This window comes from Nocardioides deserti, assembly GCF_014266025.1.
Lineage (GTDB): Bacteria > Actinomycetota > Actinomycetes > Propionibacteriales > Nocardioidaceae > Nocardioides > Nocardioides deserti.
In genome coordinates, this window is record NZ_JACMYC010000002.1 from 347,368 (window position 1) to 368,284 (window position 20,917).

General features: G+C 73.8%; 20 protein-coding genes. 9 read left to right on the forward strand and 11 right to left on the reverse strand.

Annotated elements, in window-relative coordinates:
• Window positions 1–2: 2 nt before the first annotated feature.
• On the reverse strand, window positions 3–1,175 hold the full coding sequence (locus H7344_RS05005) for an acyl-CoA dehydrogenase family protein (RefSeq protein WP_186344896.1): 1,173 nt from the start codon (window positions 1,173–1,175) through the stop codon (window positions 3–5).
• A 55-nt stretch (window positions 1,176–1,230) separates the two neighbouring features.
• Complete coding sequence (locus H7344_RS05010; protein WP_186344897.1) at window positions 1,231–2,076, reverse strand: 3-hydroxybutyryl-CoA dehydrogenase; 846 nt, start codon at window positions 2,074–2,076, stop codon at window positions 1,231–1,233.
• Between the two features lie 137 nt (window positions 2,077–2,213).
• On the opposite strand from H7344_RS05010, the gene H7344_RS05015 reads away from it, so the two are divergent.
• A complete protein-coding gene (locus H7344_RS05015; RefSeq protein WP_186344898.1) occupies window positions 2,214–2,891 on the forward strand; it encodes a TetR/AcrR family transcriptional regulator in 678 nt (225 codons plus the stop codon).
• An 18-nt stretch (window positions 2,892–2,909) separates the two neighbouring features.
• Here the strand turns inward: H7344_RS05015 and H7344_RS05020 are convergent, their stop codons facing one another.
• Window positions 2,910–3,929: an LLM class flavin-dependent oxidoreductase gene (locus H7344_RS05020; RefSeq protein WP_186344899.1), complete on the reverse strand. Its 1,020-nt coding sequence runs from the start codon at window positions 3,927–3,929 to the stop codon at window positions 2,910–2,912.
• Between the two features lie 14 nt (window positions 3,930–3,943).
• Complete coding sequence (locus H7344_RS05025; protein WP_186344900.1) at window positions 3,944–4,261, reverse strand: hypothetical protein; 318 nt, start codon at window positions 4,259–4,261, stop codon at window positions 3,944–3,946.
• A 356-nt stretch (window positions 4,262–4,617) separates the two neighbouring features.
• Between H7344_RS05025 and H7344_RS05030 the strand changes: the two genes are divergently transcribed.
• The 3 genes from H7344_RS05030 (at window position 4,618) to H7344_RS05040 (ending at window position 7,237) form a co-directional block, all read left to right on the forward strand.
• Complete coding sequence (locus H7344_RS05030) at window positions 4,618–5,772, forward strand: SGNH/GDSL hydrolase family protein (RefSeq protein WP_186344901.1); 1,155 nt, start codon at window positions 4,618–4,620, stop codon at window positions 5,770–5,772.
• Between the two features lie 34 nt (window positions 5,773–5,806).
• Window positions 5,807–6,601 carry an inositol monophosphatase family protein gene (locus H7344_RS05035; protein WP_222130257.1) on the forward strand — a complete coding sequence of 265 codons (795 nt, stop codon included), beginning with the start codon at window positions 5,807–5,809 and terminating at the stop codon, window positions 6,599–6,601.
• Between the two features lie 84 nt (window positions 6,602–6,685).
• Window positions 6,686–7,237 carry a hypothetical protein gene (locus H7344_RS05040; protein ID WP_186344902.1) on the forward strand — a complete coding sequence of 184 codons (552 nt, stop codon included), beginning with the start codon at window positions 6,686–6,688 and terminating at the stop codon, window positions 7,235–7,237.
• A gap of 49 nt (window positions 7,238–7,286) precedes the next feature.
• Here the strand turns inward: H7344_RS05040 and H7344_RS05045 are convergent, their stop codons facing one another.
• The 6 genes from H7344_RS05045 to H7344_RS05070 all read right to left on the reverse strand — a co-directional run bounded on the left by H7344_RS05045 (window position 7,287) and on the right by H7344_RS05070 (window position 12,404).
• Window positions 7,287–8,735, reverse strand: coding sequence for an MDR family MFS transporter (locus H7344_RS05045; protein WP_186344903.1), 1,449 nt, complete (start codon window positions 8,733–8,735; stop codon window positions 7,287–7,289).
• A gap of 69 nt (window positions 8,736–8,804) precedes the next feature.
• Window positions 8,805–9,572, reverse strand: coding sequence for a tyrosine-protein phosphatase (locus H7344_RS05050; protein WP_186344904.1), 768 nt, complete (start codon window positions 9,570–9,572; stop codon window positions 8,805–8,807).
• A gap of 70 nt (window positions 9,573–9,642) precedes the next feature.
• Window positions 9,643–10,191 (reverse strand): protein-L-isoaspartate O-methyltransferase family protein, encoded by a 549-nt coding sequence (locus H7344_RS05055; protein ID WP_186344905.1) that lies wholly within the window; start codon window positions 10,189–10,191, stop codon window positions 9,643–9,645.
• 106 nt (window positions 10,192–10,297) lie between these two features.
• Window positions 10,298–11,098: an anti-sigma factor gene (locus H7344_RS05060; protein ID WP_186344906.1), complete on the reverse strand. Its 801-nt coding sequence runs from the start codon at window positions 11,096–11,098 to the stop codon at window positions 10,298–10,300.
• Between the two features lies 1 nt (window position 11,099).
• Window positions 11,100–11,699, reverse strand: a complete 600-nt coding sequence (gene sigK / locus H7344_RS05065; protein ID WP_186344907.1) for an ECF RNA polymerase sigma factor SigK — start codon at window positions 11,697–11,699, stop codon at window positions 11,100–11,102.
• Between the two features lie 45 nt (window positions 11,700–11,744).
• Window positions 11,745–12,404, reverse strand: coding sequence for a fasciclin domain-containing protein (locus H7344_RS05070; protein ID WP_186344908.1), 660 nt, complete (start codon window positions 12,402–12,404; stop codon window positions 11,745–11,747).
• 204 nt (window positions 12,405–12,608) lie between these two features.
• Here H7344_RS05070 and H7344_RS05075 point away from each other — a divergent pair, with 204 nt between their 5' ends.
• From H7344_RS05075 to H7344_RS05085, 3 genes are all read left to right on the forward strand, one after another.
• Window positions 12,609–12,860, forward strand: coding sequence for a hypothetical protein (locus H7344_RS05075; protein WP_186344909.1), 252 nt, complete (start codon window positions 12,609–12,611; stop codon window positions 12,858–12,860).
• 87 nt (window positions 12,861–12,947) lie between these two features.
• Complete coding sequence (locus tag H7344_RS05080; protein ID WP_186344910.1) at window positions 12,948–14,468, forward strand: molybdopterin-dependent oxidoreductase; 1,521 nt, start codon at window positions 12,948–12,950, stop codon at window positions 14,466–14,468.
• 107 nt (window positions 14,469–14,575) lie between these two features.
• The gene (locus tag H7344_RS05085) at window positions 14,576–15,325 is read left to right on the forward strand and encodes an enoyl-CoA hydratase family protein (protein ID WP_186344911.1); all 750 of its coding nucleotides are present in this window, start codon (window positions 14,576–14,578) and stop codon (window positions 15,323–15,325) included.
• A 243-nt stretch (window positions 15,326–15,568) separates the two neighbouring features.
• Here the strand turns inward: H7344_RS05085 and H7344_RS05090 are convergent, their stop codons facing one another.
• Window positions 15,569–16,531 carry a hypothetical protein gene (locus tag H7344_RS05090; protein WP_186344912.1) on the reverse strand — a complete coding sequence of 321 codons (963 nt, stop codon included), beginning with the start codon at window positions 16,529–16,531 and terminating at the stop codon, window positions 15,569–15,571.
• 129 nt (window positions 16,532–16,660) lie between these two features.
• Between H7344_RS05090 and H7344_RS05095 the strand changes: the two genes are divergently transcribed.
• Together H7344_RS05095 and H7344_RS05100 are read left to right on the forward strand one after the other, a co-directional pair.
• The gene (locus tag H7344_RS05095; protein ID WP_229707026.1) at window positions 16,661–18,883 is read left to right on the forward strand and encodes a HelD family protein; all 2,223 of its coding nucleotides are present in this window, start codon (window positions 16,661–16,663) and stop codon (window positions 18,881–18,883) included.
• 84 nt (window positions 18,884–18,967) lie between these two features.
• Window positions 18,968–20,908, forward strand: a complete 1,941-nt coding sequence (locus H7344_RS05100; RefSeq protein ID WP_186344914.1) for an anthranilate synthase family protein — start codon at window positions 18,968–18,970, stop codon at window positions 20,906–20,908.
• Window positions 20,909–20,917: the final 9 nt, after the last annotated feature.

Here is a 20,917-nt window from a genome sequence, read left to right on the forward strand (position 1 = left end):
GCTCAGAGGCTCGACTGCACCCCGGCGAGCAGCTGGCGCGCCATGACGATCCGCTGGACCTGGTTGGTGCCCTCGTAGATCTGGGTGATCTTGGCGTCGCGCATCATCCGCTCGAGCGGGTAGTCGCGGGTGTAGCCGTAGCCGCCGAGCACCTGGACCGCGTTGGTGGTGACCTCCATGGCGACGTCGGAGGCGAAGCACTTCGCAGCCGCACCGAAGAAGGTGAGGTCGGCGTCGCCGCGCTCGGAACGGCCGGCGGCGGCGTACGTCATCTGGCGGGCCGCCTCCACCTTCATGCCCATGTCGGCCAGCATGAACTGCAGGCCCTGGAAGTCCGCGATCGGCGTGCCGAACTGCTTGCGCTCCTGCGCGTAGGCCAGCGCGTGGTCGAGGGCGCCCTGCGCGACGCCGACGGCCTGCGCAGCGATCGTCACGCGGGTGTGGTCGAGGGTCTTCATTGCGGTCGCGAAGCCGGTGCCCTCGGCGCCGATCATCCGGTCGGCGGGGATGCGGACCTTGTCGAGGTAGACCTCGCGGGTGGGGGAGCCCTTGATGCCGAGCTTCTTCTCGGGCGCGCCGAAGGAGACGCCCGGGTCGGACTTCTCGACGACGAAGGCGGAGATGCCCTTCGAGCGCTTCTCGGGGTCGGTGACGGCGAGGACGGTGTAGTACTCCGAGACGCCGGCGTTGGTGATCCACCGCTTCACGCCGTCGAGCACCCACTCGTCGCCGTCGCGGACCGCGCGGGTGCGCATCGAGACGGCGTCGGAGCCGGCTTCGGGCTCGGAGAGGCAGTAGGAGAAGCCGCCCTCGCCCCGCGCGAGCGCGCCGAGGTACTGCTTCTTCAGCTCTTCCGACCCGGCGATCTGCACCGGCAGCGAGCCGAGCTTGTTGACCGCCGGGATGAGCGAGGCCGACACGTCGGCGCGCGCGACCTCCTCGATCACGATCACGGTGGCGAGCGCGTCGGCGCCGGCGCCGCCGTACTCCTCCGGCACGTGCGGGGCGTGGAAGTCGGCGGCCAGCAGCGCGTCGGCCGCCTCCTGCGGGAAGCGGGCCTGCTCGTCGACCTCGGCGGCGTACGGCGCCACCTTGGCGTCGCAGATCGCGCGGACGGCCTCGCGGACCGCGCGGTGCTCCTCGGACAGGTCGTACAGGGGGAAGTCGTTGCTCATGCGGGGTGTCTCCGGATGGGTCTGGCTGGGTGGGTCTGGTGGGTCGGCCGGGGGATCAGTAGGTGTAGAAGCCGCGGCCGCTCTTGCGACCGAGCAGGCCGGCGTCGACCATCCGCTGCAGCAGCGGCGGGGCGGCGTACAGCGGCTCCTTGAACTCCTCGTAGAGCGACTCGGCGACGGCCTTGGTGGTGTCGAGGCCGATCAGGTCCGCGAGCGCGAGCGGGCCCTGCGGGTGGGCGGCGCCGAGCACGAGGCCCTGGTCGATGTCCTCGGCGGAGGCGAAGCCGGACTCGTACATCCGGATCGCGGAGAGGATGAAGGGGATCAGCAGCGCGTTGACGACGAACCCGGCGCGGTCCTGGCAGTCGATGGCCTGCTTGCCCAGGCGGTCCTGGACGAAGGTGCGGCTGCGCTCGGTGGTCTCCGGGGCGGTCAGCAGGCTCGGGACGAGCTCGACGAGCTTGAGCACCGGGACCGGGTTGAAGAAGTGGATGCCGAGCACGTTCTCCGGGCGCTGGGTGACGACGCCGAGCTTCATGATCGGGATCGAGGAGGTGTTGGACGCCAGGATCGCCTGGTCGTCGGTGAGCGTCTTGTCGAGGGTGCGGAACAGGTCGACCTTGGCCGCCTCGTCCTCGACGATCGCCTCGACGACGAGCTGCCGGTCGGCGAGCGCGTCGAGGTCGGTGGCCGGGGTGATCCGGGCGAGCACCTCGTCGGCGGTGCCGGTGAGCTTGCCCTTGGCCTCGGCCCGCCGCAGCGACGCCTCCAGCCGCGAGCGGCCGCGGTCCACCGCTGCCTGGTCGGCGTCGACCACGACGACGTCGAGGCCGGCGCGCGCGCTGACCTCCGCGATGCCGGCTCCCATGAGCCCGAACCCGATGACTCCCACGCGCTCCACGGCTGCGTCCTCCTCACGACCGGGCCACGGTGGCACCGGATACCGCCTAGACGGTACGCCGTACCGTCTAGGCTGCGGTCGGCAGGTCCGGGTCCCGGTCTGCCGAGGCCGCTCGAGACCACCAGGAGGGACGGAACGTGCCGGAGTCCAGCGCGCGCGAGCGCATCGTCGACGCGGCGTTCGACCTCTTCGCCGAGCGCGGGTACGACGCGACGACGGTCGAGGACATCGCCGCGCGGGCGGGGGTCGGGCGCACGACTTTCTTCCGCCAGTTCCGCTCCAAGGAGCACGTGGTCTTCCCCGACCACGAGCAGCTGCTGACCGCGATCGCAGCGCGCCTGGCGACCGCGACCCCGCGGACCGCCGTCGTCGGGGTTTCCGAGGCGGCCGGCCTCGTGCTCCAGCACTACCTCGAGGAGGGGGAGCGGGCGCGCCGCCGCTACCGGCTGACCCGCAGCGTGCCGGCGCTGCAGGAGCGCGAGCGGGCGGGGATCCGGCAGTACGAGCGGACCTTCGCCCGGCACATCCACGGCTGGCTCGGCGGCACGCCCGAGACCCTGCTGCGCGCCGAGCTGATCGCCAACGCCGTGGTCACCGGGCACAACCACGTGCTCCGCGCCTGGCTGCGCGGGCAGCTGGCGACCGCGTCCGAGGCGCGGCGGGCCTTCCGCGCGGCGATGGCGGAGGTCGAGTCGCACGTCGACGTGCCCGGCCGCGAGGCCGCGCCGGCCGAGGCGCTGCCAGCGGTGCTGGTGCTCCGCGACGCGAGCGACCTCGACCGGCTGCTGCCGCAGATCCGCGACCTGCTGGGCTGAGCAGGTCTCCGGTCGCTGTCAGCGCCAGCCGAGGGCGGGCGCGACGTGCTCGACGACCGCCTCGAGGACGTGCGCGTTGTAATCGACGCCGAGCTGGTTGGGGACGGTCAGCAGCAGGGTGTCGGCCGCCGCGACGGCCTCGTCCTCGGCGAGCTCGCGGACCAGCTGGTCCGGCTCGCCGGCGTACGTCTTGCCGAACCGAGCACGACCGCCGTCGATCATCCCGACCTGGTCCTGGCTGCGGGACTCGTGGCCGAAGTAGGCGCGGTCCATGTCGTTGACGATCGGGAAGATGCTGCGGCTGACCGAGACGCGCGGCTCGCGCGGGTGGCCCGCCTCGGCCCATGCGGCGCGGAACCGCTCGATCTGCTCGGCCTGGAGCCGGGAGAACGGCACGCCGGTGTCCTCGGTGAGGAGCGTGGAGCTCATCAGGTTCATGCCCTGCCTCGCGGTCCACTCGGCGGTCGCGCGGGAGCCGGCGCCCCACCAGATCCGGTCGCGCAGGCCGGGCGAGTGCGGCTCGAGGCGGAGCAGGCCGGGCGGGTTGGGGAACATCGGGCGCGGGTTCGGCTCGGCGAAGCCCTCGCCCTCGAGCACCTGCAGCAGCACCTCGGTGTGGCGGCGCGCCATGTCCGCGTGGTCCATGCCCTCCGGCGGCTCGTATCCGAAGTAGCGGTAGCCGTCGACGACCTGCTCCGGCGACCCGCGGCTGATGCCGAGCTGCAGCCTGCCGCCGGAGATGAGGTCGGCGGACCCGGCGTCCTCGGCCATGTAGAGCGGGTTCTCGTAGCGCATGTCGATGACGCCGGTGCCGATCTCGATCCGGCTGGTGCGGGCGCCGACGGCCGCGAGGAGCGGGAACGGCGAGGCGAGCTGCCGCGCGAAGTGGTGCACGCGGAAGTACGCCCCGTCGACGCCGAGCTCCTCGGCCGCCACCGCCAGGTCGATCGACTGCAGCAGCGCGTCCGAGGCCGACCGCGTCTGCGACTGCGGCGAGGGCGTCCAGTGGCCGAAGGACAGGAAGCCGATGTTCTTCATGACTGGTTGAACATTCACTCGTTCGCGGTTGTTCCGGCCTCACGCCGCTCGTGCAGGCGCTGCTGGGCCTCCTCGAGGAACGCCAGGCACGGCGCTTCGCTGTCGGGGTGCCTCTCGACCAGGTGGAAGGTCCAGCGGTCCATCGCGGCGAGGTAGCCGTTGTCCTCGCCGGGGCGGTACGCCGACCACGGCTTGCCGCTGCGGACGGTGCACGCGGTGCAGGAGATCTTGTAGACCAGCTGGTCCGCGGCGTCGACGTCGACCTTCACCCGGGCGAGCGGCCCGGCCTGGGTGGCCGCGCGGCGGCCGCGCGCGGATCGGCTGGCGGTCATCCCGCAGAGGCTACGCGCCGCACGCCCGCGTCCCCGGCGGGGGAGCCCGGGGACGTCCGGCGCGACGGGGCGCCCGGAGGTCCGGGACGTCCAGCACGGCGGCGGTGACGCACACGAGCCGTTCCACCCGACGAACCAGCCGCTGCGCGGGTCCGGGTCGGACGGCACGTGTGCGCTCCGCCGTGCCGGTCACCGTCGCCGGCCGCTGCGCCGGGTGGGTGACCAGGAGCCACGCTAGGCCGCCGAAGCGCCGAAACACGACGAAACGGCGGGTACTAGGACCATCGGGCACGCGCGGCTGGCACCCGGCGTACCGTGTCCGCACCCCGCCGGACCCGCAGCACGGAGACCCCGCCATGCCCCGCCTCACCACCGCCGTCGCCGGCCTGGCCGTGCTCGCCGGCAGCCTCGTCGCGGCCCCCGCCACCGCCGAGCCTGCCCGGACCGCCACCGCTGCGCCGGCCGGTCCGGCGTACGTCGCCCTCGGCGACTCCTACGCCTCGGCCGCAGGCGTGCAGCCGGTCGACCCCACGGCGCCGGTCGAGTGCCAGCGCTCGACGCGCAACTACGCCCACGTCATCGCGGAGCGGACCGGCGCGCAGCTCACCGACGTCACCTGCGGCGGCGCCCAGACCCGCGACCTCCGCGCCCCCCAGCACCCGACGGTCGCGCCGCAGCTCGACGCGCTCTCGGCGTCGACCGAGCTGGTCACGGTGACCATCGGCGGCAACGACGGCAGCGTCTTCGGCGGCGCCATTCGCGACTGCAGCCTCGCCGGCTTCGCCACCGGCGGCACCGGCAGCCCGTGCCGCGACCAGCAGGGCGAGCGGTACGAGGACGTCGTCCGCGACACGACGTACCCCGCGCTCGTCCAGGCGTTCACCGACGTGCGCGAGCGCGCGCCGCAGGCGACGGTGGCCGCGCTCGGCTACCCGTGGATCCTGCCGGCCGAGGGCGGCTGCTTCGGCAGCATGCCGGTGGCCGAGGGCGACGTCCCCTACCTGCGCAGCCTCCAGCGCACCCTCAACGACGCGGTCCGCCGCGCGGCCGAGGAGGCCGGCGCGACGTACGTCGACCTCGAGCAGGTCTCCGAGGGCCACGACGCCTGCCAGCCGGGCGGCACCCGCTGGATCGAGCCGGTCTTCGGCGGCACCAACCCCGTCGTCGTCCACCCGAACGCGCTCGGCCAGCAGCGGATGGCCGAGGCCGTCATCCGCACGCTGGGCCTGACGGTGCTCCCGGAGGAGACGCGTGGGGACAAGGTGCTGCGCCGCTACGCCGGCCTCGTCGCCTACCAGGAGCTCCCCGCCGCCCGGGCCCGAGCACTGCGCAAGCACGTCCAGGCCGTCGTGCGGTACGCCGCCCTCGGTCTCGACTCCGACGCCCGGATGCGCCTCCACCTGCTCCGCGAGCGGGTGACCCGTCAGCAGCAGGCCGGCCACGTCACCCGGCAGCAGGCGAAGGCGCTGAAGCGGTTCACCCGGCGCGCCGCGATCCTGCTCGACCTGTGAGGGCTGGGTTGGAAGCCGGCGTGAGGGGACAGGCGTGACCGGGCTGGGCACGGACGAGGTGCTGGTCATGCTCCAGGAGGTGGCGGCGGAGGTGATCACGCCCCGCTTCCGCAGCCTGGCCGAGGGGGACGTGACCTCCAAGAGCCACCCGGGCGACCTGGTGACCGTCGCCGACCGGGAGGCGGAGGTGCTCATCACCCGCCGGCTGCGGGCGGCCTACCCGGACGCGCTGGTGCTCGGCGAGGAGGCGGCGTCCGCGGACGCCTCGGTGCTCGACCGCTACCGCTCCGCCGACCATGCCTTCACCGTCGACCCGGTCGACGGCACCCGCAACTTCGTCAAGGGCTCGCCGGACCACGCGGTGATGGTGGCCGAGCTGCGCGGGGGCGACGTCGTGCGCAGCTGGATCTGGCAGCCGCAGCACGACGCGGCGTACGTCGCCGAACGGGGCGCCGGCGCGTGGCGCAACGGCGATCGGGTGCAGCGGCCGCCGGTCGGCGACGGGCTGCTCGGCGTCACCTCGCGCCGCGGCTGGATCGGCCGCGCGCTGGGCACGCTGCGGACGCTCGAGCTGTCGTGGCGGTGCTGCGGCGTGGACTACCCCGCGGTGGTCGACGGCCGCGCGGACTACGCGCTCTACAAGAAGACGAAGCCGTGGGACCACGCCCCGGGCTCGCTGCTCGTCATGGAGGCCGGCGGCCACGTCGGCACGTTCCGAGGACAGCCGTACCGGCCGCAGGGACCGCCGCCCTCCGGCCTGGTCGTGGCGGCCGACCGGGCGACGTACGACGTCGTGCGCGGGCTGGTGCCGGCCCTTCCCGGACGCTGAGAACGGGCGCATCCTGGGAAGGCAACCAGACGGCCCTCCCGTGCGTCCCTTGAGGAGAACCGTCCCCCGACCCGAGGAGCTCCCGTGCTCAAGCCCATCTCCGCGACGGCCGCGGCAGCCACCGCCGCCGCGCTCGTCCTCGTCGCACCCGGCCCGGCCTCCGCCGCGACGTCGACCTTCGCCGACAAGGCCGGCGACATCGGTCCCGGCGTCGACCTGCGCTCGGTGAAGGTCGTCAACGGCAAGCAGAACCTGCGCGTCGTCACGACCCACCGCAACCTGGTCCCCGGCTTCCGCTCCCAGGCCGGCGGCCGGGTCTTCCTCGACACCGACCCCGACGACAAGGGGCCGGAGTACGTCCTGGTCGGCGGCTACTTCGACGGCACCGACTACGCGCTCATCGAGGTCGACGGCTGGAGCGACCGCGACGGCGACCGCGTCGAGTGCTCCTACGCCAGCTTGCTCGACTACGAGGCCGAGACCGTGCGCTCGCGCTTCGCCCAGGACTGCTTCGACGACGACGGCACCGACGTCCGGGTGGAGGTCCGGGTCAGCGGCGCGAAGAAGTCCGGCGGCACCGCCGTCGACTGGCTCGGGAAGCCGCGCACCTTCAGCGCCCCCATCCCTCGGGGCTGAGTTCCTGGGGCTGAGTCCCCGGGGCTGAGCCCCCGAGGTTGGGCCCGGCTCAGGCGGCCGGGGCCTCCACGGGGGCGGCCGGCCGCCGCACGAGCAGCGCGACGAGCACGGCGATCGCGGAGATGACGCCGCCGTAGAACAGCGCGGCGTGGACGCCGGCGGCGGTCGCGTCGACGACCGACGCGCCGGAGGAGACCTCGCTGACGGAGCGCTTGGTCATCACCGTGACGAACAGCGCCGTCCCGGCCGCACCGGCGACCTGCTGCAGCGTGGAGACCGTGGCGCTGCCGTGGGAGTAGAGGTGCGGCGGGAGCGAGCCCAGCGCCGAGGTCATCAGCGGGGTGAACATCAGCGCCAGGCCGATGCTCATCACGACGTGGATGGCCACGACCGTGCCCTGGCCGGTGGTGGTGTCCAGCATCGACATCGACCACAGGGCGACCGAGGTGACCGCCGCGCCGGGGGCCACGAGAGGGCGGGGGCCGACCCGGTCGAAGAGCCGGCCGACGAACGGCGCCAGCAGGCCCATGGTGAGCCCGCCGGGCAGCAGCACCAGGCCGGTCTCGAGCGTGCTGAGCCCGAGGACGTCCTGCAGGTAGATCGGCAGCAGGATCAGCGTGCCGAAGAGCGCCATCATGCTGACCGCGACCAGCAGCGAGGCGATCGTGAAGGTCCGGTTGGCGAAGGTGCGCAGGTCCAGCAGGGCACGCTCGCGCAGCGACAGCTGGCGCACGACGAAGGCCGCCAGCGCAGCGGCGCCGACCACGAGGGGCAGCCAGACGGGCAGGGGGGTGTCGCCGGCGGCGGCCTCGCCGATGCTGCTCAGCCCGTAGATCAGGCCGCCGAACGCGAACGCCGAGAGCACCACCGAGAACGCGTCGATCGGGATCCGCCGGGGCTCGGTGACGTTGCGGACCCAGGCCGTGCCGAGGGCGAGCGAGACGACCGCGATCGGCAGCACCAGCCAGAACATCCAGCGCCAGTCGAGCTGGTCGAGCACGATGCCGGAGATCGTCGGGCCGATCGCCGGGGCGACCGAGATGACGATCGAGATCGTGCCCATCATCCGGCCGCGCCGCTCGGCCGGGACGATCGTGAGGATCGTGGTGATGAGCAGCGGCATCATCAGCGCGGTGCCGACCGCCTGGACCACCCGGGCGCCGACGAGCACGGCGAAGGTCGGCGCGAGCGCGGCCAGCAGCGTGCCGGTCGTGAACGAGATCATCGCCGCCATGAAGACCCGGCGCAGCGGGAAGCGGGTCAGCAGGAAGCCGGTGATCGGGATGACCACCGCCATGGTCAGCAGGAACGCCGTGGTCAGCCACTGGGCCGTCGCCGCCGGCACGTCGAACTCGCGCATGAGCTCGGGCAGCGCGACGCCCATGATCGTCTCGTTGAGGATCACGACGAACGCCGAGCCGACCAGCAGCGCGATGAGACGACCCGGCCGCTCCACGACGGGGGCGGACGGGGTGGGCGGAGCGGCGGTGGTGGTCACGAGGGGTAGGAACGCCCGCCGCAACCCGGTTGTTCCCGTCAACCAGTCGGCGCGGGTGTGACTCGGGCGTCAGTCGCGCAGGCGGCGCACCAGCGCGTCGACGTCGTCCGGCGCGACGCCGAGTCCGTCGACCACGTAGGTGCGGAGGTCGCCGTACGCCGCCGCGACGGCGTCCCACGCGGTGCGGAGGTAGGCCTCGTCGGCGACCATGACCGCCTCGTAGACCGCGACCTTCTCGGGACCGAGGTGCTCGGCGATCTGGCCGAGGTACTTCGCGCGGGTGGCTGTGGAGAAGGTGTTGGTGAGCAGGTAGTCGGCCAGCACCACGTCGTCGGCCACGCCCGCGAGCCCGAGCACGACCGCCGCCGCCCAGCCGGTCCGGTCCTTGCCGGCGGTGCAGTGGAACAGCTGCGGACCGTCCGTGGTCGCCATCGCGGTGAGCAGCTCGCCGAAGGCGGACCGGGCGGCGGGGTGCTCGACGAACCCGCGGTAGACGTCGAGCATCGCGGCCAGGGAGTCCTCCCCGGTCTCGAGCGCGGCGACGCGCTCCATCGGGATCCCGCCGACCGGCAGGTGGCGCCAGGTCGCGCCCGGCACGGGCACGTCCGGGTGCGCCGCCACCTCGTGGTCGCCGCGCAGGTCGTAGACCGCGGTGATGCCGAGGTCGCGCAGCGCGTGCGCGTCGGCGTCGGTCAGCTGCAGCTCGTTGGAGCGGAACAGCACGCCGCGGCGTACCCGTCCCCCGTCCGTCGTCGGGTGGCCGTCCGCGGCGACGTCGCGGAAGTTGTCCGCCGACGCGAGCCGGACCAGCTCCTCGCCGACCTGCGGTTCGCTCACCCGCGCAGGATAGGGGCCGCAGGCGACCGGCCGGCGGCGAACAGGTGAACCGGCCGGGGACCGGTGGTTTTCAGACGAGCGGCACGAAGCGGTAGTGCCCCTCGCGTCGCACGGCGGTGCGCTGCCCGTCGCGGTCCACGACCAGCATCACGCCGGCGACCGGCAGCACCATGCGGCCGCCGTCGACGAGCTGGCCGACCAGGGTGCGGGGCAGCTCGGGGGCGTCGGCGGAGACGAGGATCCGGTCGTACGGCGCGTGGCCGGGGTCGCCGAGCACGTCCGGGTCGGCCGCCACGAGCGAGGCCCAGGGCCGGTCGGTCCGCGCGAGGTTGGCCGCGCCGAAGGACACCAGCTCCGGGACCACCTCGGTGCCGCGGACCCGGCCGGTGGGGCCGACCAGGTGCGCCAGCAGTGCGGTCGTCCAGCCCGAGCCCGCGCCCACGTCGAGCACGTGCTGCCCCGGGCGCACGTCGAGCAGGCGCAGCATGGCCGCCACCGTGCTCGGCTGGGAGCTGGTCTGACCGTGGCCGAGGGCGAGCGGTCCGTCGTACGACGCCCGGTCCCGCACCTCCGGCGGCAGGAAGCCGGCACGCGGTGTCGCCGCGAAGGCCGCGGTCACCGCGTCACTGCCCGCGTCACTGCCCGCGTCGCTCGGTTGCTCGGGGACCACCCCGGACCGGTGCCCGGCCCTGCGGGGAGCAGACCCCCGCAGGCCGGACCGGACGTCAGGCGTCGGTGAACTCGACGACCAGCAGCGGGTCCTGCGACGGGATCACCGATCCGCCGGCGGGCTCGACGGTGATGCCGAAGCCGTCCGCGGTGGCCGGGTCGCCCCGCAGCGGGACGACGTTGTCCGGTCCCTCGGGCATCAGCCCGGCCGAGACCATCGTGTCGTCGTGCTGCAGCCAGGTCTGGAAGACCTTGCCCTCCGGCGCCGGCCCCATGTCGTGGGTGACCACGACCGCCTCGTTGAGCGAGGCCGAGCGGTAGAGGACCGCCTCGGCGCCGTCGGGGAAGCGGTGGCGGAAGGTCTGCACGTCCGCCGCCTGCTGGATGCGCTCGACCGCGGAGAGCCGCGGCGCCTGGCTGGTGTCGTCGTCGGACCAGGGCTGCTGGGCCACGACGGTGCCACCGACGCCGACCGCGACCACTGCGGCCGCGGCGACGAGCAGCGTCCGCAGGCGGCGGGTGCCGGACGCGGAGGTGGGGGCCGTGGCGGTCGCAGGAGCTGGGGTGCCCCCCGTTCCGGGCCCGTCGGGGGCATGGGTCCCGACGGGTGCGACGGGGGGTACGACGGGGGGCAGCGGCCGCACGGTGGCGATCTGGGCGAGCACCCGGTCGCGGAGGTCGGCGCCGGGCGGCGTCATCGTGGTCTCGGCGAGCAGCGCGCTCGCCTCCTGGAGGCTCGCGACCTCCTCGCGGCAGGTCTCGCAGCCGGCCAGGTGCCGCTCGAACTGGGCGCGCTCGATGTCGTCCAGCGCGTCGACGGCGTAGGCGCCGGACAGGGCGTGGATGTCGTCGCTCATGTCAGCTCCCTACTCCCATCGTGTCTCGTAGTCGGATCAGCCCGTCGCGGATCCGGGTCTTCGCCGTGCCCACCGGCAGGTCGAGCAGGGAAGCCACCTCGGTGTGGGTGTACCCCCCGAAGTACGCCAGCTCCAAGGCCTCGCGCTGGACCGCGGTGAGGCTCTGGAGCGCGTGACGCACCCGGTGCGCCTCGAGCGAGGCGTGGGCGGCCTCGGCGGTGGCGTCGTGCGGCACCGGCTGGTTCTGGTGGTGGTAGCCCTGGTCGCGCCGCGTGGACGCCTCGGCCGAGCGGACCCGGTCGACGGCCTTGCGGTGCGTGATCGTCATCAACCACGACAGCGGGCTGCCGCGGTCGGGGTCGTACCGGCTCGCCGTGCGCCAGATCTCGAGGAACGCCTCCTGGGCGACCTCCTCGGCCTGGGCCGGGTCCCGCACGACCCGCACGGCCAGGCCGACGACGCGCGAGCACGTGGCGTCGTACAGCTGCGCGAAGGCTTGCTGGTCCCCCCGCCCCGCCGACCGCAGCAGGTCGGCGAGGTCGGGTGCGACGGGCGTCCCCTCGTCGGGGACGCCCGTCGCGACGGGCCTCAGGTGTTCCACCCGATGAATCCTGTCACTTGATCCGTTGCCGGTGGGTGTCGCCGGTCAGGCCGGGGGCATGAGGACCTGGTCGATGACGTACACGGTCGCGTTCGCGGTGGGGATGTTGCCGCAGAGCACGTTCGCGTCGTCGACGGTCATGCCCGAGGTGTCGCCCTCGACGGTGACCATGTCCTTGTTCAGCGTCTCCTGCTCGCCGACGACCGACTCGGGGTCGAGCTGGCCGGCGACGACGTGGTGGGAGAGGATCGCGGCGAGCTGCTTCTGGTCCTTGAGGACCGCCTGCAGCTGCTTCTCCGGGATCGCACCGAACGCGTCGTTGGTCGGCGCGAAGACGGTGAGCGCCTCGGCGGAGTTCAGGGTGTCACCGAGGCCGTCGACGGCGCCGACGGCGGTCACGAGGGTCTCGAGCAGCGGGTTGTTGGACGCCGCGGTCGCGACCGGGTCCTGGACCATGCCGTCGAAGGAGCCCGGGCCGTCGGTGGGCACCGCGGAGCACGCGTCGCCGAAGGTCTGTCCCTCCGCGCCGGCCGTGGCCTCGGTCGTGCCCTCCTCGGCGGGAGCGCTGGTCTCGGCGCTGCTCGAGGAGGTGCTGTCGGACGCGGTGTCGCTGCTGTCGTCCTCGCTGCTGCAGGCGGCCAGGCCGAGGGAGAGCGAGATCGCGGCGGCCGCGACACCGGTGCGGCGCAGGGTCTGGAGCTTCATGGTGGAGCCTTCCTGAAGGGGCCGTGCGCACCGTGTCGGTGCGCTGTCGGGTGTTGTTCGGCCCCGCGGCCCCCGCGGATTGGTCCGTCCCTGTGACGCGGGCAACGGCGTTCCTCAACGTTGGTGCAAGGAACGTCGCCGGGCCGCTCGATCCAGCCGGGTGCGCGTCGAAGCGGGGGTAGGGTCGGTGGCGACCGTGGCGGCTTGGTGACCACCACCGCGCGGGCCGGTGCCGAGCATCCGTCGGGCCGGAGGATCGATCCGCCTGCGGTGCAGGCGCACGGCTGGGGGGCCGCACACATGTCCTCGTCCTGGCGCGCATTCCTCGCGTTCTCCGCCTTCCTCGTGCTGGCGGTGACCGTCACCGTCGTCTCGTTCCTGGTGCCAGCGCTCGCCGGTGCGGCCGGCAGCACGGCAGCCACCTGCAGCGCCGGGGTGACCTGCTCGACCGAGTGACCTGTTCGCAGGTGACCTGCTCGCCGGTGACCTGTCGTCGGGGCCGGGCCGGCAGTCCGCGGGGGCGGTCCGCTCCGAACAGACCCTGTGAACCGTCTCCTCGCCGCTCTCGCCGGCGTCCTCGCCACCCTCGCCGGCGTCGCCGCCGGGCACTTGGTCGCCGCGCTCCTCGACCCGGCGACCTCGCCCGTCCTCACCGTGGGCTCGCAGGTCATCGACCTCACGCCCACGCCCGTGAAGGAGTGGGCGATCAGCCAGTTCGGGGACCGCGACAAGCCGATCCTGGTCGGGTCGGTGCTCGTCGGGGTCGTCCTGCTCTCCGCGGTCGCCGGGCTGGTGGCGCGGCGGCGGTTCGCGTACGGCGCCGGCGTGCTGGTGCTGCTCGTCGCGGTCCCCGCCACGATCGCCCTGACCCGCCCGGCGGCGGGCCCGTCCGCGGTGGTGCCGAGCCTGGTGGCGCTCGTCGTCGGCGTCGCCGGGCTGGGGTGGCTGGTGCGGTCGGCCCGGCCTACCGCTGCCCCTTCTCGTGCTTCCTCCGCGAGCTCCGGGCCGTCCCGCCGCGGACTGCTCGTGGCCTTCGGCGTCGTGGCCGGCGTCGCGGCCGTCCTCGGCGGTGCGGGTCGGTGGGTGGCGTCGTACCGCTCGCGGGGTGTGGACGTCGACCTCCCCGCAGCCGCGGACCCGCTGCCCCCGCTGCCGCGGGGCCTGGAGGAACGGTTCTCGGGGATCACGCCGCTGCAGGTGCCGAACGACGAGTTCTACCGCGTCGACACGCGCCTCGACGTGCCGATCGTCGACCACGAGAGCTGGACGCTCACGATCGACGGCGACGTGGAGCGCGAGGTCACCTTCACCTTCGACGACCTGCTCGCGATGGACCTGGTCGAGAAGGACATCACGCTGACCTGCGTCTCCAACAGCGTGGGGGGCAAGTACGTCGGCGGCGCCCGCTGGCTCGGAGTGCCCCTCGTCGCGCTGCTCGACCGGGCCGGCGTCGGCTCCCGGGCCGACCAGATCCTCTCCACCGACGTCGACGGCATGACGATCTCCACGCCGCTGGCCCTGGCCACCGACGGCCGCGACGCGTTGCTCGCGGTCGGGATGAACGGCGAGCCGCTGCCGCGCGAGCACGGCTTCCCCGCGCGGATGGTGATCCCCGGCCTCTACGGCTTCATCAGCGCCACCAAGTGGGTCACCCGGATGACGCTCACGACGTACGCCGAGCAGGACGCCTACTGGACCGAGCGCGACTGGGCCACCGACGCTCCCATCAAGCCGTCCAGCCGCATCGACACCCCGCGCGCCCTCGCCGACCTCGGCGCCGGCGAGAACGTCATCGGCGGTGTCGCCTGGGCGCAGTTCGACGGCGGCGTCGGCCGGGTGCAGGTCCGCGTCGACGGCGGCCCCTGGCAGGACGCCGAGCTCGGCGCCGACGTCGGCAACGACTACTGGCGCCAGTGGTTCCTCCGCTGGGACGCCACCCCCGGCCAGCACCGGATCGCCTCCCGCGTCATCGACGGCGACGGCGACCCCCAGTCCCCCGCCCGCGCCAACCCCTTCCCCTCCGGCTCCAGCGGCATCCAGGAGCTCCTCGTCACCGTCTCCTGATGGCTGCCCGGCCCCTTGGCTCGCGATCTGGTGCCACCGGCTGGCACCAGGTCGCGCACGACCGCCAGCCCCACCCACGACCCGCAGGGGTCCGGCAGGATGACGGCATGGCTGATGAGCTGGTCCACTACGCGGTCGCCGACGAGGTCGCGACCATCACCCTCGACTCGCCGCACAACCGCAACGCGCTGTCGGCGCAGCTGGTGCGCGAGCTCGGCGAGCGCCTGGAGCGGGCGGAGGCGGACGAGGCGGCGAAGGTGGTGCTGCTGCGGGCGGAGGGGACGGTGTTCTGCTCCGGCGCGGACCTGTCCGAGGCGTCGACGGGGGCGCCGGAGGACGCGCCGCGGGGGATCGTCCGGCTGCAGCGGATGATCGTCGGCTCGAGCAAGCCGGTGGTGCTGCGCCTGCAGGGGGCGGTGCGAGCCGGGGGGATCGGGCTGGTCGCGGCGGCGGACGTGGTGGTGGCGAACGAGGACGCGACGTTCGCGCTCACCGAGGTCAAGCTCGGGCTGGCCCCGGCGGTCATTTCGCTGACGGTGCTGCCGCGGCTGACGTCGCGCGCGGCGGCGTACACGTTCCTGACCGGCGAGACCTTCACCGGCGCGGAGGCCGAGCGGATGGGCCTGGTGACCCGGGCCGTGCCGGCCGACGGGCTCGACGCGGAGGTCGAGCGGGTCTGCGCGTCGCTGGCGACCGGCGCGGTGCAGGGCCTGCGGGAGACCAAGGCGCTGCTCGCGCACGACCTGCTCGAGCGGATCGACCGGCTCGGCGACGACGTGGCGGCGCAGAGCGCGCGGCTGTTCGGCTCGGCGGAGGCGCGCGAGGCGATGACGGCGTTCCTGGCGCGCAAGAAGTAGCAGCGGCGGAAATGACGAGACCCGTCCGGCGGTCCCCCAAAGGCGCCGGACGGGTCTCGACGGACGAGGACACTCGGCGCCCCCCGACGCCGCACGCGAGCCATCCCCCCGGTGGCTCGTGTCGTTCCTCGTTCCCTTGGCAGGTCGCCCTGCCGATGAAAGGAAACTACGTGGGCGCCATCCACACGACGTCCACGGCAAGGTCAGCGTTCGGTAACAGATCGTGACGACGTGCGGCGGACGTCAGGAGCCGGCCCCGTCCGTCAGCCCGCCGAGCGCGGTGGCCAGGGCCGGCGACACGCCGATCCGCTGGTCGTCGAGGTGCACGGCGTCGCACTCGGCGCCTGCCAGCCCGACGTCGTACGTCGTCCCGTCCCGCCCGACGAGCCTCGCGAGGTACGCCGTGGCGCCGGGGTCGGGCGTGCACCGCGGCGGGGTCGGGTCGAAGGCGCCCAGCGCCAGCACCCGCACCCGTTCGGCGTCGCTCGGCCGCAGCGGCATGGCGACCGGAGCCACATCGGGACCGTCGTACCGGCACACGACCGCCGCGGCCACGCCGGTCCCCACGAGGTCGGTGGTCGGCCGGCGGGTGATGCCCGCCGGCAGGTCGGGCGGCGAGGCCGGGCAGTCGGGCTCGACCGTCCGGGGCGCGTCGTCGGCACCGGCCTCGAGCGCGAGGGCGGTCATCAGGTCGCGGAAGACGCGGCCGCCGGCGACGACGCGGACCGCGGAGCCCGGCCGGGTGTAGGCCGGGCACTCCGACGTCTCCCCGAACACCTCGGCCACGGTGCCGTCGTCGAACCCGACCTGCACGGCGAACTTGGTCGCCGACGGCGTGGGCCGGCACGGCCCGCCCTGCCCGTCGGTGCGCTGCCAGCCGCGCACCAGCGACGCGGCGCCCTCCGCGAGGACCGCGTCGGGGACGAGGGCGGAGCCGATCTTGAGGGGGTAGGAGGCGCCGACCACGCAGAACCGCGCCCAGGCGGCGTCGCCCAGCAGGAAGTCGGGGTGGTCGAGCTCGCCCTCGGCGCGGGACCGGCACTCGGTGGAGACCTCGACGACCTCGGGCGCGGACAGGTCCGGGCCCGGCCGGGACGCCTGCACCCAACGGGGCGCGAGGGGCACGACGACCGCGGCCGTGACGACCACGGCGCCGGCCGCGGCGACCCGGGCGCGGCGCACCCAGGGCGCGCTGCGCCACGACATCAGCGTCGACTCCGCGGCATGGTGCGCAGGATCCCACAGGCGGCGGCTAGGCTTGAGAACTTGCCGATCCGGGCGCGACGACCGGGCGGCGCAAGCCCGCAGGGACGTCGCACGAGTGGAGAACGAGCGTTGTCCGGAGCATCGAACGACCAGCAGGACCAGCACGACCAGCAGCTCGCGGACCGGGAGGTCGCGGGCGAGCAGGCATTCGTCGACCTCGTCTACCGCCAGCTGAAGGAGTCGGCCACCGCCGCCCGCCAGCTGGCCGCGGAGGGTCACGAGCGCGGCCGCCTCGGCCACGAGGGGGGGCTGGTCGAGCGCGACGCGATGGTCTTCCAGGCCGCGAAGCGGATCGCGCAGCTCGACGCCGCCCACGAGGGCCTGGTCTTCGGCCGCCTCGACATGCGGCCCGACCTCGATCCCGCGCCGCGCTACGTCGGTCGGATCGGCCTGCGCGACGCCAACCGCGACTCGCTGCTCATCGACTGGCGCGCGCCTGCGGCCGCGGTGTTCTACCAGGCCACGGCGGCCGAGCCGCACGCCGTGATCCGCCGTCGCGTGCTGCGGTGCGCCGGGCCGGAGGTCGTCGGCGTCGAGGACGAGCTGCTCGACGCCGAGGCGCTCGACGAGGCCGGCCTCGACCTGCCGATCGTCGGTGAGGGCGCACTCATGGCGCAGCTCTCCCGGGCCCGGGACCGCTCGATGCACTCGATCGTCGCCACCATCCAGGCCGAGCAGGACAAGGCGATCCGCGCGCCCAGCAAGGGCGTCGTCACCATCTCCGGCGGCCCCGGCACCGGCAAGACGGTCGTCGCGCTGCACCGCGCGGCGTACCTCCTCTACACCGACCGCCGCCGCTACGAGACCGGTGGCGTGCTGGTCGTCGGCCCCAGCGGGGTCTTCATGCGCTACATCGAGCGGGTGCTGCCGAGCCTCGGCGAGACCGCGGTCGCGCTGCGCTCGCTGGGCGAGGTCGTCGACGGCGTCCGCGCGACCCGGCACGACGAGCCGGCGGTCGCCGACGTCAAGGGCGCGGCGCGGATGGCCGAGCTCATGCGGCGTACGGCGCGGCAGCAGGCCCCGGGCAGCCCGACCGAGTTCCGGATCTTCTGGCGCGACGACACGATCGTCCTCGACCGCGGCCTGCTCGGCCGGCTGCGCCGCCAGCTGATGTCGCAGGGCCGCCGCAACAAGCAGCTGCCGCGGGTCGCCGCGACGCTGCTCGACGCCATGTGGCGGCAGGTGCGGGGCGAGCGCGGCCGCGACCGCGGGCGCGAGGCGTTCGACGAGGAGATGCTGTCGGACCAGCGGTTCGTGGACTTCGCGGTGGCCTGGTGGCCCCCGCTGGACGCGCCGACCGTGCTCGGCTGGCTGCGCGACCCCGAGTTCCTCGCCCGGGTCGGCGAGGGCGTCGTGACGCCCGAGGAGCAGCGGCTGCTGCTCAAGTCGTGGGCCGGCGCCACCGACCTGTCGGTCGCCGACGTCGCGCTGCTCGACGAGCTGCGGTACGCGCTCGGCGACGTGCCCGCCAAGCCCGAGGACGACCGCGACGACCCGCTGTCGGCCATCGAGGGCTCGGTGGACCTGCAGGAGCTGACCACGGCCGCCGACCGCGAGTACGCCCCCTCCGGCCGCGCCTGGGCGCCTCCGCAGCACCGCATCGAGGACGACGGCTTCGCCCACGTGCTCGTCGACGAGGCCCAGGACCTCACCCCCATGCAGTGGCGGATGGTCGGCCGTCGAGGGCGCGCCGCCTCGTGGACGATCGTCGGCGACCCCGCGCAGTCCTCCTGGCCGGTCCGCGAGGAGGCCGAGGCCGCCCGCGCCGAGGCGCTCGAGGGCAAGAAGATCCACGCCTTCCACCTCTCGACGAACTACCGCAACTCGTCCGAGATCTACGCGTACGCCGAGGCGTACGCACGCCGCGTCGGGCTCGACGCCGACCTCCCCACCGCCGTCCGCTCCACCGGCGCGGACCCGGTCGAGGTCACCGGCGTCACCGACCTCGAGGCGGCCACCCGCGAGGCCGTCGTCGACATCGCCGGGAAGGTCGGCGGCACCGTCGGCATCGTGGTCCCGGTCGCCCGCCGATCCGAGGTCAACTCCTGGCTGGCTTCCTGGCCCGAGCTCGCCGACGACGCCCCCGGTGCCCGCGCGGCCGTCGACTCCTCGGTCACGCCGTCCGGCGAGGACCGGGTCGTCGTGCTCACCGGCCTCGACACCAAGGGCCTGGAGTTCGACGGCATCGTCGTCGTCCGCCCCCAGGAGATCGAGGACGAGTCGCTCACCGGCCGCGCCACGCTCTACGTCGTCCTCACCCGCGCCACCCAGCTGCTGACGACCGTCAGCTAGTCCGGGGCGCGTCCCGGTGACGGGCTGGAGCGGTGGCGTGGAACCGGGAGGAAGCGGCGGCGGGCGACAACTAGAGTTCGCGCCATGACGAGCACGCCGAACGCCCGGGACGCCATCGCCGCGCTCCAGGGGCACGAGGCGTGGGCGATCATCCGCCGGTCGACGCGGGCGGGGGACCGCGACAGCGTCGGGCTCGTGGGCGGCAAGCGCTCCGTGGTGGAGTCGCTGCTCGACGTACCGCTGGAGCAGGGGCCGCCGCGCGCCGGCCACATCGCCGACCGGCTGCTCGCGGTGCCGTTCCGGCAGGTCGCCGAGCGAGGGTTCGAGGCGCACGACGACGGCACGCCGCTGGTGGTCGTCGACGTGGAGACCGAGCTGGAGCTCTCCGTCGCCGAGGTGGTCGAGGCGATCGACGACGTCGAGGTGACGTTCGCGGACCGCGGCGGCTTCGAGACCGACGACGTGGAGTACGGCAAGCTCGTCGACGCGATCATCCGCGACGAGATCGGCCAGGGCGAGGGCGCGAACCTCGTCGTCGGCCGGCACTACCGGGCGAAGGTCGACGACTGGGGCGCCGACAAGGCCCTGGCCGTCTTCCGCCGGCTGCTGGAGCGCGAGCGCGGGGCGTACTGGACGTTCCTGTTCTTCACCGGCGACCGCTACCTCGTCGGCGCCAGCCCCGAGCGGCACGTGTCGATCCACGGCGGCGACGTGCGGATGAACCCGATCAGTGGCACCTTCCGCATCCCTCGCGACCCGCACGCCGACGTCAAGGGCGACCTCCTGGAGTTCCTGCGCGACGAGAAGGAGATCTACGAGCTCTTCATGGTCGTCGACGAGGAGCTGAAGATGATGTGCGACATCTGCAACCAGGGCGGCCAGGTGCTCGGGCCGTTCCTGAAGCCGATGAGCCGCCTCGTCCACACCGAGTACCTCCTCGCCGGCCGCACCGACCGCGACCCCCGCGAGGTGCTGCGGGACACGATGTACGCCGCGACCGTCACCGGCAGCCCGGTGGAGAACGCCTGCCGGCTGATCAAGCAGTACGAGACCGAGGGCCGCGGCTACTACGGCGCCGCGCTGGCCGTGCTCGGCCGCGACGCCGAGGGCGGGCCGGTCGTCGACAGCCCGATCGTCATCCGCACCGCCGACGTCGACCTCGAGGGCAACCTCAAGGTCACCGCCGGCGCGACGCTCGTGCGCGACTCCGACGCGGCGTACGAGGTCGCCGAGACCCACGCCAAGGCCGGCGGCATCCTCAGCGCCTTCGGGCTGGTGCCGCCCGCGCCGACCCCGGACGTCAACGTCGCCGAGCTGGTCAGCGACGAGGACGTCCTGCTCGCGCTCAACGCCCGCAACCGGCGGCTCTCGTCGTTCTGGCTGACCGACCAGGGCGGCTCCAGCCCCGACCCGCGGCTCGCCGGCCGCAGTGCGGTGATCCTCGACGGCGAGGACGACTTCGTGAACATGCTGCGCCACGTCCTCGGCGTGCTCGGCATGACCAGCGAGGTCGTGCGCCACGAGGAGTACGTCGCCGGGTGCCTCGACGGCTACGACCTGGTCATCGTCGGGCCGGGCCCGGGCGACCCCCGCGACGACGCGGACCCGAAGATGGCGAACCTGCGCGCCGCCGTCGCGGAGCTCATGGACAAGCAGGCGCCGTTCCTCGCGGTGTGCCTGGGCCACCAGGCGCTCTGCCACCAGCTCGGCATCCCGCTGACCTACAAGGACATCGTCTTCCAGGGCACCCAGTCACCGGTGCCGCTCGAGGGGCGCACGGAGCGGGTCGGCTTCTACAACACGTTCGTCGGCAGGGTCGGCGCCGGCGACGCGCTGCCCGACGGCGTCCGGGTCGACACCGACCCGGAGTCCGGCGACGTGCACCACCTGGCGGGGCCGCACTACCGGGGCATCCAGTTCCACGCCGAGTCGATCCTCACCGAGCGCGGCTACGACCTGCTCCACGACTACGTGGTCTCGTTGCTGCTCGACGGGGACGGCTCCGGGGACGCTCCCCGGCACTAGCCTGGGACC

What these genes read in the sequence shown, in the direction of transcription:
- H7344_RS05030 (WP_186344901.1), top strand. Translation starts at nt 4,618, where the DNA reads ATGCCCCGCCTCACCACCGCCGTCGCCGGCCTGGCCGTGCTCGCCGGC.
- H7344_RS05070 (WP_186344908.1), bottom strand. Translation starts at nt 12,404, where the DNA reads ATGAAGCTCCAGACCCTGCGCCGCACCGGTGTCGCGGCCGCCGCGATC.
- H7344_RS05085 (WP_186344911.1), top strand. Translation starts at nt 14,576, where the DNA reads ATGGCTGATGAGCTGGTCCACTACGCGGTCGCCGACGAGGTCGCGACC.
- H7344_RS05020 (WP_186344899.1), bottom strand. Translation starts at nt 3,929, where the DNA reads ATGAAGAACATCGGCTTCCTGTCCTTCGGCCACTGGACGCCCTCGCCG.
- H7344_RS05090 (WP_186344912.1), bottom strand. Translation starts at nt 16,531, where the DNA reads ATGTCGTGGCGCAGCGCGCCCTGGGTGCGCCGCGCCCGGGTCGCCGCG.
- H7344_RS05060 (WP_186344906.1), bottom strand. Translation starts at nt 11,098, where the DNA reads ATGAGCGACGACATCCACGCCCTGTCCGGCGCCTACGCCGTCGACGCG.
- H7344_RS05025 (WP_186344900.1), bottom strand. Translation starts at nt 4,261, where the DNA reads ATGACCGCCAGCCGATCCGCGCGCGGCCGCCGCGCGGCCACCCAGGCC.
- H7344_RS05100 (WP_186344914.1), top strand. Translation starts at nt 18,968, where the DNA reads ATGACGAGCACGCCGAACGCCCGGGACGCCATCGCCGCGCTCCAGGGG.
- H7344_RS05005 (WP_186344896.1), bottom strand. Translation starts at nt 1,175, where the DNA reads ATGAGCAACGACTTCCCCCTGTACGACCTGTCCGAGGAGCACCGCGCG.